This window comes from Xanthobacter oligotrophicus (assembly GCF_008364685.1).
Taxonomy (GTDB): Bacteria; Pseudomonadota; Alphaproteobacteria; order Rhizobiales; family Xanthobacteraceae; genus Xanthobacter; species Xanthobacter oligotrophicus.
This window is the reverse complement of the sequence record NZ_VTTL01000009.1, coordinates 25038-40797: the sequence shown is the minus strand read 5'-3', so window position 1 is coordinate 40797 and position 15760 is coordinate 25038. Positions and strand designations below refer to the sequence as shown.

At 64.2% G+C, this 15760-nt stretch carries 12 protein-coding genes; 10 read left to right on the top strand and 2 right to left on the bottom strand.

Going from position 1 to position 15760, the window contains the following annotated elements; genetic code table 11:
- Nucleotides 1–14 precede the first annotated feature (14 nt).
- Both FZ033_RS15615 and FZ033_RS15610 read right to left on the bottom strand, forming a co-directional pair.
- The gene (locus FZ033_RS15615; protein ID WP_149577046.1) at nt 15–4892 is read right to left on the bottom strand and encodes a DEAD/DEAH box helicase; all 4878 of its coding nucleotides are present in this window, start codon (nt 4890–4892) and stop codon (nt 15–17) included.
- A 274-nt stretch (nt 4893–5166) separates the two neighbouring features.
- Nucleotides 5167–6288 carry a Fic family protein gene (locus FZ033_RS15610; RefSeq protein WP_149577045.1) on the bottom strand — a complete coding sequence of 374 codons (1122 nt, stop codon included), beginning with the start codon at nt 6286–6288 and terminating at the stop codon, nt 5167–5169.
- Nucleotides 6289–6630: 342 nt separating this feature from the next.
- Here FZ033_RS15610 and trbB point away from each other — a divergent pair, with 342 nt between their 5' ends.
- Genes trbB through FZ033_RS15555 form a run of 10 tightly spaced genes read left to right on the top strand, consistent with a single transcriptional unit; the run spans nt 6631 to nt 15758 of the window.
- Nucleotides 6631–7602 (top strand): P-type conjugative transfer ATPase TrbB, encoded by a 972-nt coding sequence (gene trbB, locus FZ033_RS15600; RefSeq protein WP_149577044.1) that lies wholly within the window; start codon nt 6631–6633, stop codon nt 7600–7602.
- Nucleotides 7599–7931, top strand: a complete 333-nt coding sequence (locus tag FZ033_RS15595) for a TrbC/VirB2 family protein (RefSeq protein ID WP_149577043.1) — start codon at nt 7599–7601, stop codon at nt 7929–7931. Before trbB ends, FZ033_RS15595 begins: the two co-directional genes overlap by 4 nt.
- Nucleotides 7931–8200: a VirB3 family type IV secretion system protein gene (locus tag FZ033_RS15590; RefSeq protein WP_149577042.1), complete on the top strand. Its 270-nt coding sequence runs from the start codon at nt 7931–7933 to the stop codon at nt 8198–8200. The genes FZ033_RS15595 and FZ033_RS15590 overlap by 1 nt, the downstream gene beginning before the upstream one ends.
- A gap of 13 nt (nt 8201–8213) precedes the next feature.
- Nucleotides 8214–10652, top strand: a complete 2439-nt coding sequence (trbE, locus tag FZ033_RS15585) for a conjugal transfer protein TrbE (protein ID WP_149577041.1) — start codon at nt 8214–8216, stop codon at nt 10650–10652.
- Entirely contained in the window at nt 10649–11401 is a 753-nt protein-coding gene (gene trbJ / locus FZ033_RS15580) for a P-type conjugative transfer protein TrbJ (protein WP_149577040.1), read from the top strand. Before trbE ends, trbJ begins: the two co-directional genes overlap by 4 nt.
- 12 nt (nt 11402–11413) lie before the next feature.
- On the top strand, nt 11414–11683 hold the full coding sequence (gene trbK-alt / locus FZ033_RS15575) for a putative entry exclusion protein TrbK-alt (protein ID WP_149577039.1): 270 nt from the start codon (nt 11414–11416) through the stop codon (nt 11681–11683).
- A 1-nt stretch (nt 11684) separates the two neighbouring features.
- Complete coding sequence (gene trbL, locus FZ033_RS15570) at nt 11685–12914, top strand: P-type conjugative transfer protein TrbL (RefSeq protein ID WP_149577235.1); 1230 nt, start codon at nt 11685–11687, stop codon at nt 12912–12914.
- Nucleotides 12911–13600 (top strand): conjugal transfer protein TrbF, encoded by a 690-nt coding sequence (trbF, locus tag FZ033_RS15565; protein WP_149577038.1) that lies wholly within the window; start codon nt 12911–12913, stop codon nt 13598–13600. Before trbL ends, trbF begins: the two co-directional genes overlap by 4 nt.
- Nucleotides 13597–14580 (top strand): P-type conjugative transfer protein TrbG, encoded by a 984-nt coding sequence (gene trbG, locus FZ033_RS15560; RefSeq protein WP_149577037.1) that lies wholly within the window; start codon nt 13597–13599, stop codon nt 14578–14580. Before trbF ends, trbG begins: the two co-directional genes overlap by 4 nt.
- Nucleotides 14577–15758, top strand: a complete 1182-nt coding sequence (locus FZ033_RS15555; protein ID WP_149577036.1) for a TrbI/VirB10 family protein — start codon at nt 14577–14579, stop codon at nt 15756–15758. Before trbG ends, FZ033_RS15555 begins: the two co-directional genes overlap by 4 nt.
- Nucleotides 15759–15760: the final 2 nt, after the last annotated feature.

The following is a 15760-nucleotide window of genomic DNA, read 5'->3' as shown; positions in this document are numbered from 1 at the left end:
CGTTTAGAGCCCGCTCAGATGTCCAGAGGAGGAAGAGACCTCACGATCTTCATCGTCTCCAGGCTGACGGTTATGACCCGCCGCAGGAGGTCGAAGGGATAGCGAGAGTCGCCCACCGTCTCATTGGCATAGTCATTGGCATCGTTCACGATCCCGCTGTCTTTGTCCTGCCGGACAGCCTGCCGCTCCATCACCCACTCAATGGCGGACTTCCCATTCACGACGTAGTCGTATGCAGCCAGAGGCACGTCAATGATGGTGATGTGGGGGTTGTAGTGGATGACCGAGCGGTCCTTGCCTTTGCCAAAGGCCATCTTCTCCACGCGGAAGAACTTGACCGGATCGTCGATGGAGGCCAGCGACAGGTCGCCCTGCTTGATCGTCACAGGGTAGGGCTCGACTGCCTCATAGCCCACATGCAGGTCACCCAAGCGGTGGCCAGCATCCACAAAGGCCCAGAAGTCGGCGGCCGTTTTCACGCAGGGAATGCGAGGCAGCTCCTTCGTCAGGTTGTCGGCGAAGCGGCGGCGGTAGTCTTCGGAATGCAGCAGACCGTAGGTGTAGTAGAAGATGTCGTCCTTGGTGATCGTCTCCGAGGGATAGGCTTCCTGGAAGTGGGCGAGGCCAGCGTCTGTGATGCCATCGCGAATACGGTAGCTCGCCTTTTTGTCATCAGTGACGCTGAAGAGATCATCATCGCCTTCGTCATCTGGTGCTTCGTAGATCGTGTGCGGGAAACACTGAGATCCGCCGTCACTCTGCAAGTCGAAAATTCTGTCTACCATGAGCGCTACCTGCCCGTCAGCAGGGCGTTGCTTGACCGTAATCACCCTATTTTTAACTTCCACATGAGGAAATAATTTTGGTACTTGATAAATCATAGCATTTATTCTTCGACTGAAGTAAAGCCACTGACGATAGAATGGTCTATAGGTTGCAGGAACGACCTCTCCATCATCCAACGACAAAGGCTTCAGTTTCACCAAGTCATTCCGTATGCCGCGAGGCCAAGAGAAGGCACGAGGATCCGCTTTAAGGAGTTCCTCGCTCGACTGCGTGGGGTTATCCTCACGCGCCTTACGCAGCGCATCAAGCTGATCGCTATAGTCAGATATTGCGCGAGCAACATTGTAATTCAGTTTGGTCTTGGAAGAATTGAAACACAGAGAGTCGCGCGCAGTGGCAACACCAAGCGTATAAATTTCAAATAACGAAGTATTAGACTTATCTTTTTTGTCGCCGATGATGATATAATTTGAGGCGCTTTCATCGCGCTGCTTCAACCAGTCGCCATGCTCGTCCGGGATAACTTTTTGCCAACCCTTTTCGGCCGAAATGCCTCGGATGCTGCGGAAACCAGCGACTATCTTCAGCTTGTCCTCGCGGCTGAGGTAGTCGCCGATGTCATGGTAGAAGACCTGTCCCTGCTTCTCGGCCGCCGGGTTCTTGACGAAGAGAGTGATGACGATCGGCGCGCGGCTGCCCGCGCCGAAGATCTTCCCGCCCTCACGACGCGAGGTCTCGCCGCTGGTTCTCTGGTTGCCGCGAAGGTGAAAGACGTAGATCGAGGCGAACTCGTCGACCATCGACTTTCGCATCCCGTCAGCCGTGTTAGCGTCGATCCAGCCGCCATTTGTGACATAGGCCAAGACGCCACTGTCGCCCAAGCGGTCTGCACCCCAACGGATTGCGCGCACGTAGCTATCATAAAGGGCAATGCTGCTCGTCGCAGACGAACGAGCGACGTAGGTCTCTGCAATTCGGCCATCCAGATGCGGATAGCTGATGTGCTGTGAGATAGCGTAGGGCGGGTTACCCATGATGACGCGGATGTCGAGCCCCTGCTGGCGTCGGCGGCGCTCCGAGTTGTCGGGCAGCACCAGCGCCAGCTCATCACAACCCTCGCCCATGGCGAAGGTGTCGGTGAGGAGGATGCCTCCAAAGGGGGTGTAATCGCCACCGTGAAGGCCGTGGTAGACAGCCTCGATGTTGATGGCAGCGATGTAGTAGGCCAGCAGCACGATCTCGTTGGCATGGAGTTCGTAGCGAAACTTGTGCTCCAGCTCCTCGGGCTTGATCAGGCCCGACTGTAAGAGCCGAGTGATGAAAGTGCCCGTGCCTGTAAAAGGGTCGATGATGTGGACGCCAGGGGAGCCAATGGTCTGCCCGAACTCATCTTGCAGAACGTCGTTGACGGAGTGGATGATGAAGTCGACTATCTCGATGGGCGTGTAGACGATGCCCAGCTTGTCGCGCGTACCTTTGAAAGCGACACCAAAGAAGTTGTCATAGAGCTGCCGTATCAGTTCCTGCTTGGCGGCCGGGTCAGTGATGCCCTGCGCCTTCTTGCGCACGCTGGTGTAGAACTCGGCAAGGTCGCGGCTCTCCTTCTCCAGGTGAGAGCTTTCGAGGGCGTCCAGGACCCCTTGGATGGCGCGTGAGACCGGGTTTTCCTGCGTGAAGGTATGCCCCTCGAACAGGGCGTCAAAGACCGGGCGGGTGATGATGTGCTGCGCGAGCATCTCCACCGCCTCCTTCTCGGTGATGCCGCTATTGAGGTCATCACGGATTTCAGCGAGGAAGGCATCGAAGGCCCTGCGTGCCGCACTGTCTAGCACAGAGAGGATGGCCTCCAGCCGCGTGATGTGGGCAATCGCGATGTCACGCAGGCTCGCGGCCCAACGGTCCCAATACTCGCGGTCTCCGCACTTCTTGACGATCTTCGCCATGATCGCGCGGCTGAAGTCGTCGAGGATGAGGCCCGGAAGCTCAGGCTGAGTGTCGTCCTCGATCACAAGGTCGCTGTCTGGGCTGTCACTGCCCAAGCCGGTGATGCCAGAGCGTTTGGCGGCACTCTTGGTCGGCAGCTTCTCGACAGTGGCCGTGACAGCCCGAAGCTCGTTGCTATCGAGGCCGATGATCTTGATCTTGTCCGAGACATCCTGACCCAGGGACATCTGGTTGATGGTCGCCTCAAGGCGCTCGTCGTGGGCTCGGAGCGCGTTCAGTATCTGCCAGACGACCCGGTACTTTTCATTGTCGTTCAGAGCCTCTTCCGGCGACTTGTCAGCCGGAACACCGACCGGGAGGATGACGTAGCCCATGCGCTTGCCCGGGGCGCGGCGCATGACACGCCCGACAGACTGGACGACATCAATCTGTGACTTCCTGGGGTGGAGGAACATGATCGCGTCCAGCGCCGGGACGTCGACGCCTTCAGACAGGCAGCGGGCATTGCTGAGGATGCGGCAGGTCTGCTCCTCTGTGTCGGCCTTCAGCCAGTCCAGCAGTTCCCCGCGCGTCTTGGCATTGAAGGTGCCGTCCACATGCCTGATCTCGCACTCCAGGTCGTGACGAGTGATGTCGGCATCGCGGGCCTGGGCCTCGATTGATCCGAGGTAATCCGACACGACGCCGGAGAATTCATCTCGCACCAGCTTGGACGACGCGATGTCACGGCAGAAGGCCAGCGCGCGACGCATAGGCTGCGTGTCGGCACCCAGATCAGCCTCGATGTCCATCTTGGCCAGAGCCTTGTAGCAGCCCAAGATGCGGGTGGCATCGTCGAGAACGAGGCCGGTGGTGGGGTCCTCGATCCTCTTCTGCAACGAGCGAGCTACAAGCCCTTCGTCCATGGTGAGAACGATGACCTTGTAGTCGGTAAGGAGGCCCTCCTGCACGGCCCAGCCGAAGCCACTGTAGAACAGCGTGGGGCCGAAGACGGCCTCGTCGTCCATGGTGGCAAGGGTGACGCCCAGGTCGTTCGCCTTGGACTTTGCGCCGTCTCCATAGATGCGAGGAGTGGCTGTCATGTACAGCCGCTTGGCACCTCCGACCACGTCGTCGCGGTGGACACGAACAAAGTTGCTCTCTTCCTGCCCGTCGATGGTGGCGCCGGTCGTGCGGTGGGCCTCGTCACAGATGATGAGGCCGAAACGCCCCATACCGTGATCAAGCTGGGCCCTCGAAATCGTCTGGATGGACTGGTAGGTGCCGAAAACCACCGTCATCTTGCCGGGCGCGGGGTCACCCACTCCTGCTGCCAATGCAGCGGGATCGGTCGTCGCTGGGAAGGCGAGGTCCAGGGTGCTGATCTCAGCCACATCATCCTTGGCGACCCTACGCCTGCCGACCTGGACGTCGGAACAGACGGCAAAGGACCGCAGGGGCGTCTTGGTGTCATTGGTCCATTCACGCACCGTCTGCGCCATGAGAGCGAGCGACGGGACGAGGAACAGGACCGCCCCGTCCGCGCCAACGAGGTCCTCGGCAATCTTCAGGGCGGTGAAGGTCTTCCCCGTACCGCAAGCCATGATGAGCTTGCCCCGGTCATGCTGGGCCAGACCATCGTGGACCGCTTGCAAAGCATCCCGCTGGTGCGGACGCAGCTCTTTCTTCGGCTCCAGTACGACCTCTTGCTTGGCGGCAAACGTCCCCCACTGGATCGGCGACGCCCGCATGTCCACCAGACTGATGCGGAGCACGGGTATGGCCTGCCCGATCAGCATGGCCTCTGCATTGTCCGACCACTCGACCTCAGTGGAGTCCATCACTACCCGCCGCACAAACGGCGCCTTAGAGGAGGCTGATAGGAAGGAGTCGATGTCAGCCTTGGCGATCTTGTGCTGAGCCGCATAGAACTTGCACTGGATGGCAGCGTAGCCGTCATGACCGCGCAACTTAGCTACGAGGTCTATGCCGACATCCTTGGCGTTCCAGCCGTTCGCTAACGCCCAAGCGGCCCAGGTCGTAACATGCTCGTACTGCTCGACCTGGACCGGGTCATGCGCCAAGAAGGCTGCACACAGCCTTTCGTAGTAAGTTCCTTTTTCTCGCTCGGTCGCAGCAGAGGCTCGGTAGCTATCCAGCAGGGCATCAAGCGAGAAATTCATTTAGAGTCACCATACCACTGATGGTCGCGACCATAGGTGCCGGGACCAGCGGGGGCAATCGTAGACGGCAGATCGACGCGACAGTTGGGAATGTCTCAACAAGCAGGGCCCGCCCCCGGCCACACCGCCGTCGGCGCCCTCGACGCGAGGGTCCGCGACCGTGTAACATCGCCGTGTTTCAATGCTTGATTTCAGGGCTCCAAGCCCGTTGAATTGTATAGGTTTCAGCCCCTCCGGTAGCCCGGTCCTACCATCTGCGCCACATGCGGTCAGTTCACGATTTTGCAGCCGGCTCCGGCAGGTTCAAGTGGTAGCGGGTGTAGCGGCGCTCGCCGGTTCGCGCCAGGGCGCCTTTCTCCACTAGATCGTGCAGGTCGCGCGTGGCGGTGGGGCGTGAGGTGCCGGTGATGGCGAGGTAGTTTTCCGCGCTCAGGCCGCCCGTGAAGCCACCGGGGCCCTCACGGAACAGGCGGGCGATCACCTTTTCCTGCCGTTCGTTCATCATGTCGCGGAAGCGATCGTAAAAATGTGCCTTTGCGATATGGAAGGCGACGCGATCAAGCGTCGTCTGCTGGGCCGCGATGATCGTTTGCGCGAAATAGACCAGCCAGTCCGTGACATCGAGCGTCCGCTGATGGAACTCGAGCTGATCGTAATAGGCCTTGCGATGCTGCTCGATGGTGTGGGCGAGCGCGATCAGCGTCGGTTGTCCGATGTTTTGGGCGAGGGATTTTTCAGCGAGGGTTCGGCCGATGCGACCATTGCCGTCCTCGAAGGGATGGATGCTCTCGAAATAGAGATGCCCGATCCCGGCCCGGGTAAGTGCCGGCAAGGGCGCGTCCCCGTCGGGGGCCGAGCCATTGAACCAGCCGAGATAGGCGGCCATCTCGTCCGGAACCCGGGAGGATGGCGGCGCCTCGAAATGCACGGTCGGGCGATCCTGGCGGCCGGACACGATCTGCATCGCGTCTTCATGGCAACGGTAGCCGCCGATCGTCTCCAGATGCCGACTGTCGGCCATCAGCATGTGGTGCCAGCGGAACAGTGTATCGGCGTCGAGGGGATCCGCCCAGCTCCGGTAGAGATCGACCATCATCTCCGCGATGCCCCGCTCCTTTGGCTTCACGTTGCGATTGTCGGTGTCGAGGCCGAGCTGACGGCGCAGGGAGGATTGCACGCTGAGGCGATCCAGTGTCTCCCCTTCGATCGCGCTGGTCTTGACGGCCTCGTCACTGAGAAGTTCGATCCGCAGCAGGTCCCGCTCGTCATCGCTCACATGCCGGACCGCACCGATCACCTCGCCGGTGAGCAGCAGGAACCGCCGCTCCAGCGGTTCGAGGGCGACCGGATCATAGGCAAAATGCGGCCAGCCGTGCTGGGTCCAGTTCCAAGCCATGAGCGATAGAGCCTCCTTCTATCGCTCATATAATAGCGGATGCGTGATTGATAGATAGCCGTCCTATCGCTCATGGCAGAGCCGCGCCATCGCGCCCCGCAGGCTGATCGAGCGGCCCCATCCCCATTTCCTGCGTTGGCACAAGGGAGCATTGTTTCAAGCCGTGAACCAGAAGCTCACTATGCCGCTTCCTATCCCCACACAACAGTTCCGCCATTCGCCTGTCATTGCACGCCACGCTGCGACGCGGATCGAATCCTGTTGAACCGGCCTAATATCGGGCTCTTTTAATCATCCCCGACCGGGATGAGATCGTCAGGACCCCGGCACGTCGGGGGTCGCATGGCGGCAGCACATCATCATCCGGGTTTTGCCCGCGGCGCGCGGATGCTGCGCACGGCGCTGGGTCCGGCGATCGCCCGGCACCTGGAAGACCCGTCCGTCGTCGAGGTGATGCTGAACCCGGATGGGCGGCTGTGGATCGACCGTCTCTCGGAGGGACTGTCCGACACGAGTGAGCGGCTTTTGCCTGCAGACGGCGAGCGCATCGTGCGGCTCGTCGCACACCATGTCGGCGCCGAGGTGCATGCGGGAGCACCGCGCGTTTCGGCTGAGCTGCCCGAGACGGGAGAACGGTTCGAGGGCCTGCTGCCGCCGGTCGTGGCGGCCCCGACTTTCGCCATCCGCAAGCCCGCCGTCGCGGTGTTCACGCTCGAGGGCTATGTCCGGGCCGGGATCATGTCCGCCGGACAGGCCGACGCGCTGCGCCAAGGTGTTGCCTCTCGCGCCAACATTCTCGTCGCGGGCGGCACCTCGACAGGCAAGACGACGCTGACCAACGCGCTGCTCGCCGAGGTCGCAAAAACCTCCGATCGCGTTGTTCTCATTGAGGATACGCGCGAGCTGCAATGCGCGGCTCCGAACCTTGTCGCCCTGCGCACCAAAGACGGCATCGCCTCGCTCTCCGATCTTGTTCGTTCCGCCCTGCGCCTGCGTCCCGACCGCATCCCCATCGGCGAGGTGCGGGGCGCGGAAGCGTTAGACCTGTTGAAGGCGTGGGGCACCGGCCATCCCGGCGGCATCGGCACCATCCATGCCGGCAGCGCGCTCGGCGCGCTGCGCCGGATGGAGCAACTCATCCAGGAAGCCGTCGTCACCGTCCCGCGCGCGCTGATCGCCGAGACCATCAATCTCGTGGCCGTGCTCTCGGGGCGCGGCTCCGCACGCCGGCTCACAGAACTCGCTCATGTCGAGGCCCTCGGTCCCGATGGCGACTACCGCGTCACCCCTGTCCTTACCGGAGATCCCACATGATCCGATCGCTCCATCGCGCCGGCAGCACGGCCCGACTGGCCGTGTCTGTCGCCTGCATCAGTCTGATGGCCACGGCCAGCGCTCATGCCTCTGGCTCCTCCATGCCGTGGGAGGCGCCGCTGCAATCCATCCTCCAATCGATCGAAGGCCCCGTCGCCAAGATCATCGCCGTCATCGTCATCATCTCGACCGGGCTGGCGTTGGCCTTCGGCGACACGTCGGGTGGCTTCCGCCGGCTGATCCAGATCGTGTTCGGCCTGTCGATCGCCTTCGCTGCCTCGAGCTTCTTCCTGTCGTTCTTTTCCTTCGGCGGCGGAGCGCTCGTCTGATGGCCGAGACGGTTGAGGTTCCCGGCTTCAGCGTTCCGGTCCACCGGGCGCTGACCGAGCCGATCCTGCTCGGCGGCGCGCCACGCGCCATCGCCATCGTCAATGGCACGCTCGCCGGGGCCGTGGGTCTCGGCCTCCGCCTGTGGCTGGTCGGCCTCGCCATCGGAATGATCGGCCATGTCGCGGCGATGTGGGCGGCAAAGCGCGATCCGCTTTTCGTCGAGGTGGTGCGCCGGCATCTGCGCATCCCGGCGCACCTCTCCGTCTGAGCGGGGTGCCGAGATGATGAACCTCGCCGAGTATCGTAGCCGTAACCGCCGCCTCGCCGATTTCCTGCCCTGGGCGGCACTGGTCGCGCCCGGCATCGTGCTGAACAAGGACGGCTCGTTCCAGCGGACAGCGCGTTTTCGCGGCCCGGACCTCGACAGCGCCGTGCCCGCCGAGCTCGTCGCGGTCGCCGGGCGGCTAAATAACGCCTTCCGCCGCCTCGGCTCGGGTTGGGCGATATTCGTGGAGGCGCAGCGCCATGCCGCCGCGACCTATCCGGCGAGCACCTTCCCCGATGCCGCCTCCGCTTTGGTCGATGCCGAGCGGCGGGCCGACTTTGAAGAAGCCGGAAGCCATTTCGAGTCGAGCTACTTCCTGACCTTCACCTTCCTGCCGCCGGCCGAGGATGCCGCCCGCACCGAAGGCTGGCTCTATGAAGGGCGGGACCAGGCAGGCCTTGATCCCCATGAGACGTTGCGCGGCTTCGCCGACCGAACTGATCGGCTCCTCAACCTCATCGACGCCTTCATGCCGGAATGCCGCTGGCTCGATGACGCCGAGACGCTGACCTATCTGCACAGCTGCGTCTCGACGCATCGGCACCGTGTCCGCGTGCCGGAGACGCCGATCTATCTCGACGCCCTGCTGGCCGACCAGCCGCTCACCGGCGGGCTAGAGCCGCGCCTTGGCGACCAGTCTCTGCGGGTACTGACCATCACCGGCTTTCCCACGGTGACGACGCCCGGCCTGCTCGATGAGCTGAACCGGCTGGCCTTTCCCTATCGCTGGTCGACCCGGGCCATCCTGCTCGACAAGACGGACGCCGTCCGGCTGCTCACCAAGATCCGCCGCCAGTGGTTCGCCAAGCGCAAATCCATCGCCGCCATCCTGAAGGAGGTGATGACCAACGAGGCCTCCGTCCTCGTGGACTCGGATGCCGCGAACAAGGCTGAAGATGCCGACCTCGCGCTGCAGGAACTTGGCGCGGATCACGGCGGCATCGCCTATGTCACCGCGACGGTGACGGTGTGGGACGCCGATCCCCGCATCGCCGACGAGAAACTGCGGCGGGTCGAGAAGGTCATCCAGGGCCGCGACTTCACGGTGATGACCGAGACCATCAATGCGGTCGACGCCTGGCTCGGATCTTTGCCCGGACATGTCTATGCCAATGTCCGTCAGCCGCCGATCTCCACGCTCAATCTCGCCCACATGATCCCGCTCTCGGCGGTGTGGGCCGGCGAGAGTGCCGACGCGCATTTTGATGCACCGCCGCTGCTATTCGGCAAGACGGAGGGCTCGACCCCGTTCCGGTTCTGCCTTCATGTCGGCGATGTCGGCCACACCCTCGTCGTCGGCCCGACCGGCGCCGGCAAATCCGTGCTGCTGGCGCTGATGGCGCTGCAGTTTCGGCGCTACGCCGGTGCGCAGGTGTTTGCCTTTGATTTCGGCGGTTCGATCCGGGCCGCGGCGCTTGCCATGGGCGGTGACTGGCATGATCTCGGTGGCGGGCTTAGCGAGGGGAGCGCGGAGACTGTCGCACTCCAGCCGCTTGCGCGCATCAATGAGGCTGCCGAGCGCGCTTGGGCCACCGACTGGCTCAATGCCATCCTCACCCGCGAAGGCGTTATCATCACGCCGCAGGTGAAGGAACACATCTGGACGGCGTTGACCTCGCTCGCCTCTGCGCCGGTCGAGGAGCGCACGCTTACCGGGCTCTGTGTCCTCCTGCAGTCCAACGACCTGAAGCAGGCGCTGCGTCCCTATTGCCTTGGCGGCGCTTGGGGCCGGTTACTCGACGCCGAGAACGAGTATCTGGGTTCGGCCACGGTCCAAGCCTTCGAGACCGAGGGATTGATTGGGACAGAGGCCGCGCCTGCGGTGCTCGCCTATCTGTTCCATCGGATCGAGGACCGGCTCGATGGATCGCCGACCCTCCTCATCATCGATGAAGGCTGGCTGGCGCTGGACGATGAGGCCTTCGCCGGCCAGCTGCGGGAATGGCTGAAGACGCTGCGCAAGAAGAACGCCAGCGTGATCTTCGCCACGCAATCGCTCTCAGATATTGACGGCTCGGCGATCGCGCCCGCGATCATTGAAAGCTGCCCCACGAGGCTCTTGCTCCCCAATGAGCGGGCCATCGAGCCGCAGATCACCGCCATCTATCGCCGCTTCGGCCTGAACGACCGGCAGATCGAGATCCTCGCGCGGGCGATGCCGAAACGGGACTATTACTGCCAGTCGCGGCGCGGCAACCGGCTGTTCGAGCTCGGCCTCAGCGAGGTCGCGCTGGCGCTGTGCGCGGCATCCTCCAAGACCGACCAGCAGGCCATCGACAAGGTCTTCACCGCGGACGGCCGCGACGGCTTCCTGGACGCCTGGCTGCGTCATCGCGGCCTCGGCTGGGCCGCCGACCTCATTCCCAACCTCACCAATCTGGAGACGCAGCCATGACGCTGTCCCGTCCGCGTGCGCTCACCGTCGCCGTCGCGCTGCTATCCGTTCCGCTCGGCCTGTCACCATTGGGGTGCCCATCCGCGCAGGCTCTCACGGTCTATGACCCGTGGAACTACGCGGAGAACATGATATCGGCGGCGCGGGCGCTGGAGCAGATCAACAACCAGATCACCTCGCTGCAGAACGAAGCGCAGATGTTGATCAACCAGGCGCGCAATCTCGCCAGCCTGCCGCATTCCTCGCTGCAGCAGATCCAGCAATCGGTGCAGCGCACCCAGCAGTTGCTCGGACAGGCACAGAGCATCGCTTTCGATGTCGGCCAGATCGACCAGGCCTTCCAGCAGCGCTACGGCAACATCCCGCTCTCGGCCTCCGATGCCGATCTCGTCGCCGGTGCGCGCTCGCGCTGGCAGACCACGGTCGGGGGGCTGCAGGATGCGCTGCGGGTGCAGGCGGGTGTCGTCGGCAATGTCGACGCCAATCGAGCTGAGATGGCGACCCTCGTCGGCCAAAGCCAGGGTGCCACGGGTGCGCTTCAGGCCACGCAGGCTGGCAACCAATTGCTCGCTTTGCAGTCGCAGCAGCTTTCCGACCTGATCGCGGTGATGTCCGCCAATGGACGCGCCGAGGCGCTGTCCGAGGCGGAACGCGCGACCGCCGCCGAGCAGGGACGCGAGCAGCGCCAGCGCTTCCTCACACCAGGCGCCGGCTACCAGGCCGGCAATGCCCGCATGTTCAGCAACTGAGGGGAGGCGAACATGGACGGAGCCATGCTGGCCCGGCTCGGCGCGGTGATCTTCGTGGCCATCGCCGGTACGGCGGCGGTTCTGGAGATGAGCCGGGAGGAGAAGGCGCCGGAGCCTTCACTCATTCGGACCGTCGAGGTCGCGCGCGATCCGCTGCGCGATGAACAGCGGCGATGTCAGCAGCTCGGAGAAGCTGCCGCGCAGGACTCCGCTTGCCTGAAGATCTGGGCGCAGACGCGGGATCGGTTCCTCGGGCGTCCCGCGTCGAATGAGGGCCGCTGAGATGGGCGGCACCGGCGTCATCGACACTTTCCTCGGGGTCTTCACCTCCTATATCGACAGCGGCTTCGGGCTGCTCGGCGGCGAGGTCGCCTTCATCGCCACCACGCTCATCGTCATCGACGTGACGCTGGCGGCGCTGTTCTGGTCGTGGGGTGCGGACGACGACATCATCGCCCGGCTGATCAAGAAGACGCTGTTTGTCGGCGTCTTCGCCTACATCATCGGCAATTGGAACAACCTCGCCCGCATCGTATTCGAGAGCTTCGCCGGTCTGGGGCTCAAGGGATCGGGCACGGCATTTTCCGTGAGCGACCTGATGCGTCCGGGCAAGGTGGCGCAGACCGGGCTCGACGCCGGTCGGCCGTTGCTTGAGTCCATCTCTGACTTGATGGGCTGGGTCGCCTTCTTCGAGAACTTCATCCAGATCGCCTGCCTGCTGTTTGCCTGGGCGCTGGTGCTGCTCTCCTTCTTCATCCTTGCCGTCCAGCTCTTCGTCACCCTGATCGAGTTCAAACTGACAACGCTCGCCGGCTTCGTGCTGATCCCCTTCGGCCTGTTCGGCAAGACCGCCTTCATGGCCGAGCGGGTGCTCGGCAATGTCGTCTCCTCCGGCATCAAGGTCATGGTGCTCGCGGTCATTATCGGCATCGGCTCGACCCTGTTTGGTCAGTTCACTGCGGGCTTCGGTGGCCAGACGCCGACCGTCGATGACGCCATGGCCATCGTGCTGGCTGCCCTTTCGCTGCTTGGTCTCGGCATCTTCGGTCCCGGCATTGCCGCCGGCCTTGTCTCCGGTGGCCCGCAGCTGAGCGCGGGGGCCGCTGTTGGCACGGGCCTCGCCGCCGGTGGCGCCCTGATGGCAGCGGGCGGTGCCGCCAGCCTCGCAGTCCGGGGCGGCGGGGCCGCCCTCTCGGCGACGGCGGCTGCGGCGCGGGGCGGAGCGACAGCCTACAGCATCGGTGCGGCCGGACAGTCCGGCATGGCGGGTGTCGCCTCGGGACTAGGGAGCGTCGCACGTGCCGCGGGCTCCGCAGCCGTGACCCCGCTGGCGAACGCCGTCAACGGCACTGCCTCGGCTTCCGCGGCCGGTGACGTGCCCGACTGGGCCAAGCGCATGAAGCGCAGCCAGTCCCTTCGCCACGGCGTCTCCGCCGCCGCCCATGCTGTGCGCTCCGGTGACAGCCATGCCGGCGGCTCTTCCGTCTCCCTGTCTGAGAGCGACCGCTCATGAGCCTCTTCAAGCGACCCGCGACCCATTACGGCACCTCGCCTGAGCCGGTCACGCCCTATCAGAAAGCGGCCCAGGTCTGGGATGAGCGCATCGGCTCGGCCCGTGTGCAGGCCAAGAACTGGCGGCTGATGGCCTTTGGTAGTCTGCTTCTCTCAGCCGGCTTTGCCTCAGCGCTGATCTGGCAATCGACGCGAGGTACCGTCGTGCCTTGGGTGGTCGAGGTCGATCGTCTCGGCCAGACGCAGGCCGTTGGACCCGCCACCGGCGACTATCGCCCAACCGATCCACAGATCGCCTGGCATCTCGCCCGCTTCATCGAGCAGGTGCGCAGCCTGCCAGCGGATCCGGTGATCGTGCGGCAGAACTGGCTCAGGGCCTATGAGTTCACCACCGATCGCGGCGCCGCCGCGCTCAACGACTACGCCCGCGCCAATGATCCCTTCACCCGGGTGGGCAAGCAGCAGATCGCCGTCGAGGTCTCCAGCGTCATCCGGGCCTCGCCGGATTCCTTCCGCCTCGCCTGGGTCGAGCGGCGCTATGAAAACGGCCAGCTCGCCACCACCGAGCGCTGGAGCGCGATCCTGACCCTGGTGATCCAGCCGCCGCGCGATGCCGAGCGCCTGCGCTCCAATCCGCTCGGCATCTATGTCAACGCCATCAGCTGGTCGCGGGAGATGAGCCAGTGAAAACGTCTTTCCGTAAACCCGCATCTCAGGCTCTGCGCCGATCCGCCTTTGCGGCTCTCCTGCTCTCGGCGACGATGCTGGGCGGTTGCGCATCGGCACCGAAGCCGCCGCAGATCAGCTATGATAGTGACGTGCCGGCCCTGCCTGCGGTGCCAGCGGTCGTCACCGATGAGCGGCCTCGTCCGCTCCACACGCCGCCCGCCTGGACGCCGGCCAAGGGCGGCACGGACGCCAAAACGCCCGTCGCCCGTGTGGAGAATGCCAATGCCGCCGCGCGGGTCGAGCCGCGCCGCGAGGGCTATTACAACGCCATCCAGATCTATCCCTGGAGCGAGGGCGCGCTCTATCAGGTCTATGCCGCGCCCGGCCAGATCACCAACATCGCACTGGAGCCGGGCGAGAGCCTGACCGGTAGCGGGCCGATTGCGGCAGGCGATACCGCGCGCTGGATCATCGGCGACACCGAGAGCGGCGAGGGGGTGAGCCGGCGCGTGCATGTGCTGGTGAAGCCGACGCGGGCGGACATCTCCACCAACCTCGTCATCACCACCGATCGGCGCAGCTACATGATCGAGCTGCGTGCCGGCGAGAAGCCCTATATGCCGGCTGTTGCCTGGGCCTATCCGCAGGTTCCGGGAGCGCAGCGCCCCAGTGTTCCGGCAACGCCGGTCATCCCCAATTTCACGGCTCGCAACTACCGCTACTCCCTCTCCGGAGACACGCCGCCCTGGCGGCCAATGGCCGTCTATGACGATGGGCGTAAGGTTTATGTCGAGTTCCCGCGCGGCGTCATTCAGGGCGAGATGCCGCCGCTCTTCGTCATCGGAGCCGACGGTGAGGCCCAGATCGTCAACAGCCGCATCTACCAGAACATCCTGATCGTGGACCGCCTGTTCGGCGCAGCCGAGCTCCGCCTCGGCGGCGGCGAGCGTCCGCAGAAAGTGCGGATCGAGCGTACGGACGGGAGGCCGGCATCGTGAGCAACCCCGACAATCATGACCTCGAGGCCGATCTCGGCGCTCCGACCACCGATCACGCCGCGGCGATGCGGCTGCGTCCCGAGCCGCCGCGCGTCACGCGTCTCTCGCGCAAGGTCCTCGCCGGCGCCGGGCTGGTTGTCAGCCTCGGCATAGGCGGCGCCCTGATCTATGCGCTGCAGGGTCGCGACAAGGGCACCGGCGGCGAGGAGCTCTACTCCACCCAGAACCGCTCCACCGCCGACGGCCTTTCCGGCCTGCCGCGGGACTACGCTGGCCCCATCCTTGGACCGCCTCTACCCGGCGATCTCGGCCGGCCGATCCTTGATGCACAGAACCGCGGCCAGCCCGTCGTGCCGCCGACAATGACAGCGCCACAGGTCGATCCCGAGCAGCAGCGGCGTCTTGCGGAACAGGAAGCCGCGCGGACCAGTCGCGTATTCTTCCAGGCTGCGCAGGCTCGCGCGCCGGCGTCGTCAGTGACGGGTGCCTCCGGCTTCAACGGCCCTGGCTCGGCAGGAACGGGCGGCACGTCCTCACCCCAGGATCGCCAGCTTGCCTTCCTCAATGCCGCTGTCGATCGACGCGTCGTCGCGACCGATCGCGTCATGGCGCCGGCGTCGCCCTACGTGCTGCAGGCCGGCGCTGTCATCCCCGCCGCGCTCATCACCGGCATCCGCTCAGACCTGCCCGGCCAGATCACCGCGCAGGTGACCGAGAATGTCTATGACAGCCCGACGGGCCGGATCCTGATCATCCCGCAGGGCACACGCCTGCTCGGCCAGTACGACAATGGCGTCGGCTTCGGCCAGCGCCGCATTCTGCTGGTCTGGAACCGGCTGATCTTCCCCAATGGTCGCTCCATCGTGCTGGAGCGCCAGCCCGGTACGGATGCTCAGGGCTATGCCGGCCTCGAAGACGGCGTCGACATGCACTGGTGGGATCTCGCCAAGGCGATCGGCCTCTCGACTCTGCTCTCCGTCAGCGCCGAGCTCGCCATGGATGATGAAGACGAACTGATCCAGGCGCTGCAGAGTGGGGCGCAGGACACCATCAACGATGCCGGCCAGGAGATCATCCGCCGGCAGTTGAACGTCGCGCCGACCCTGACCATCCGCCCGGGATTCCCGGTGCGGGTCATGGTCACGCGCGACCTCGTGCTCGAACCCTACAGGTACTGACC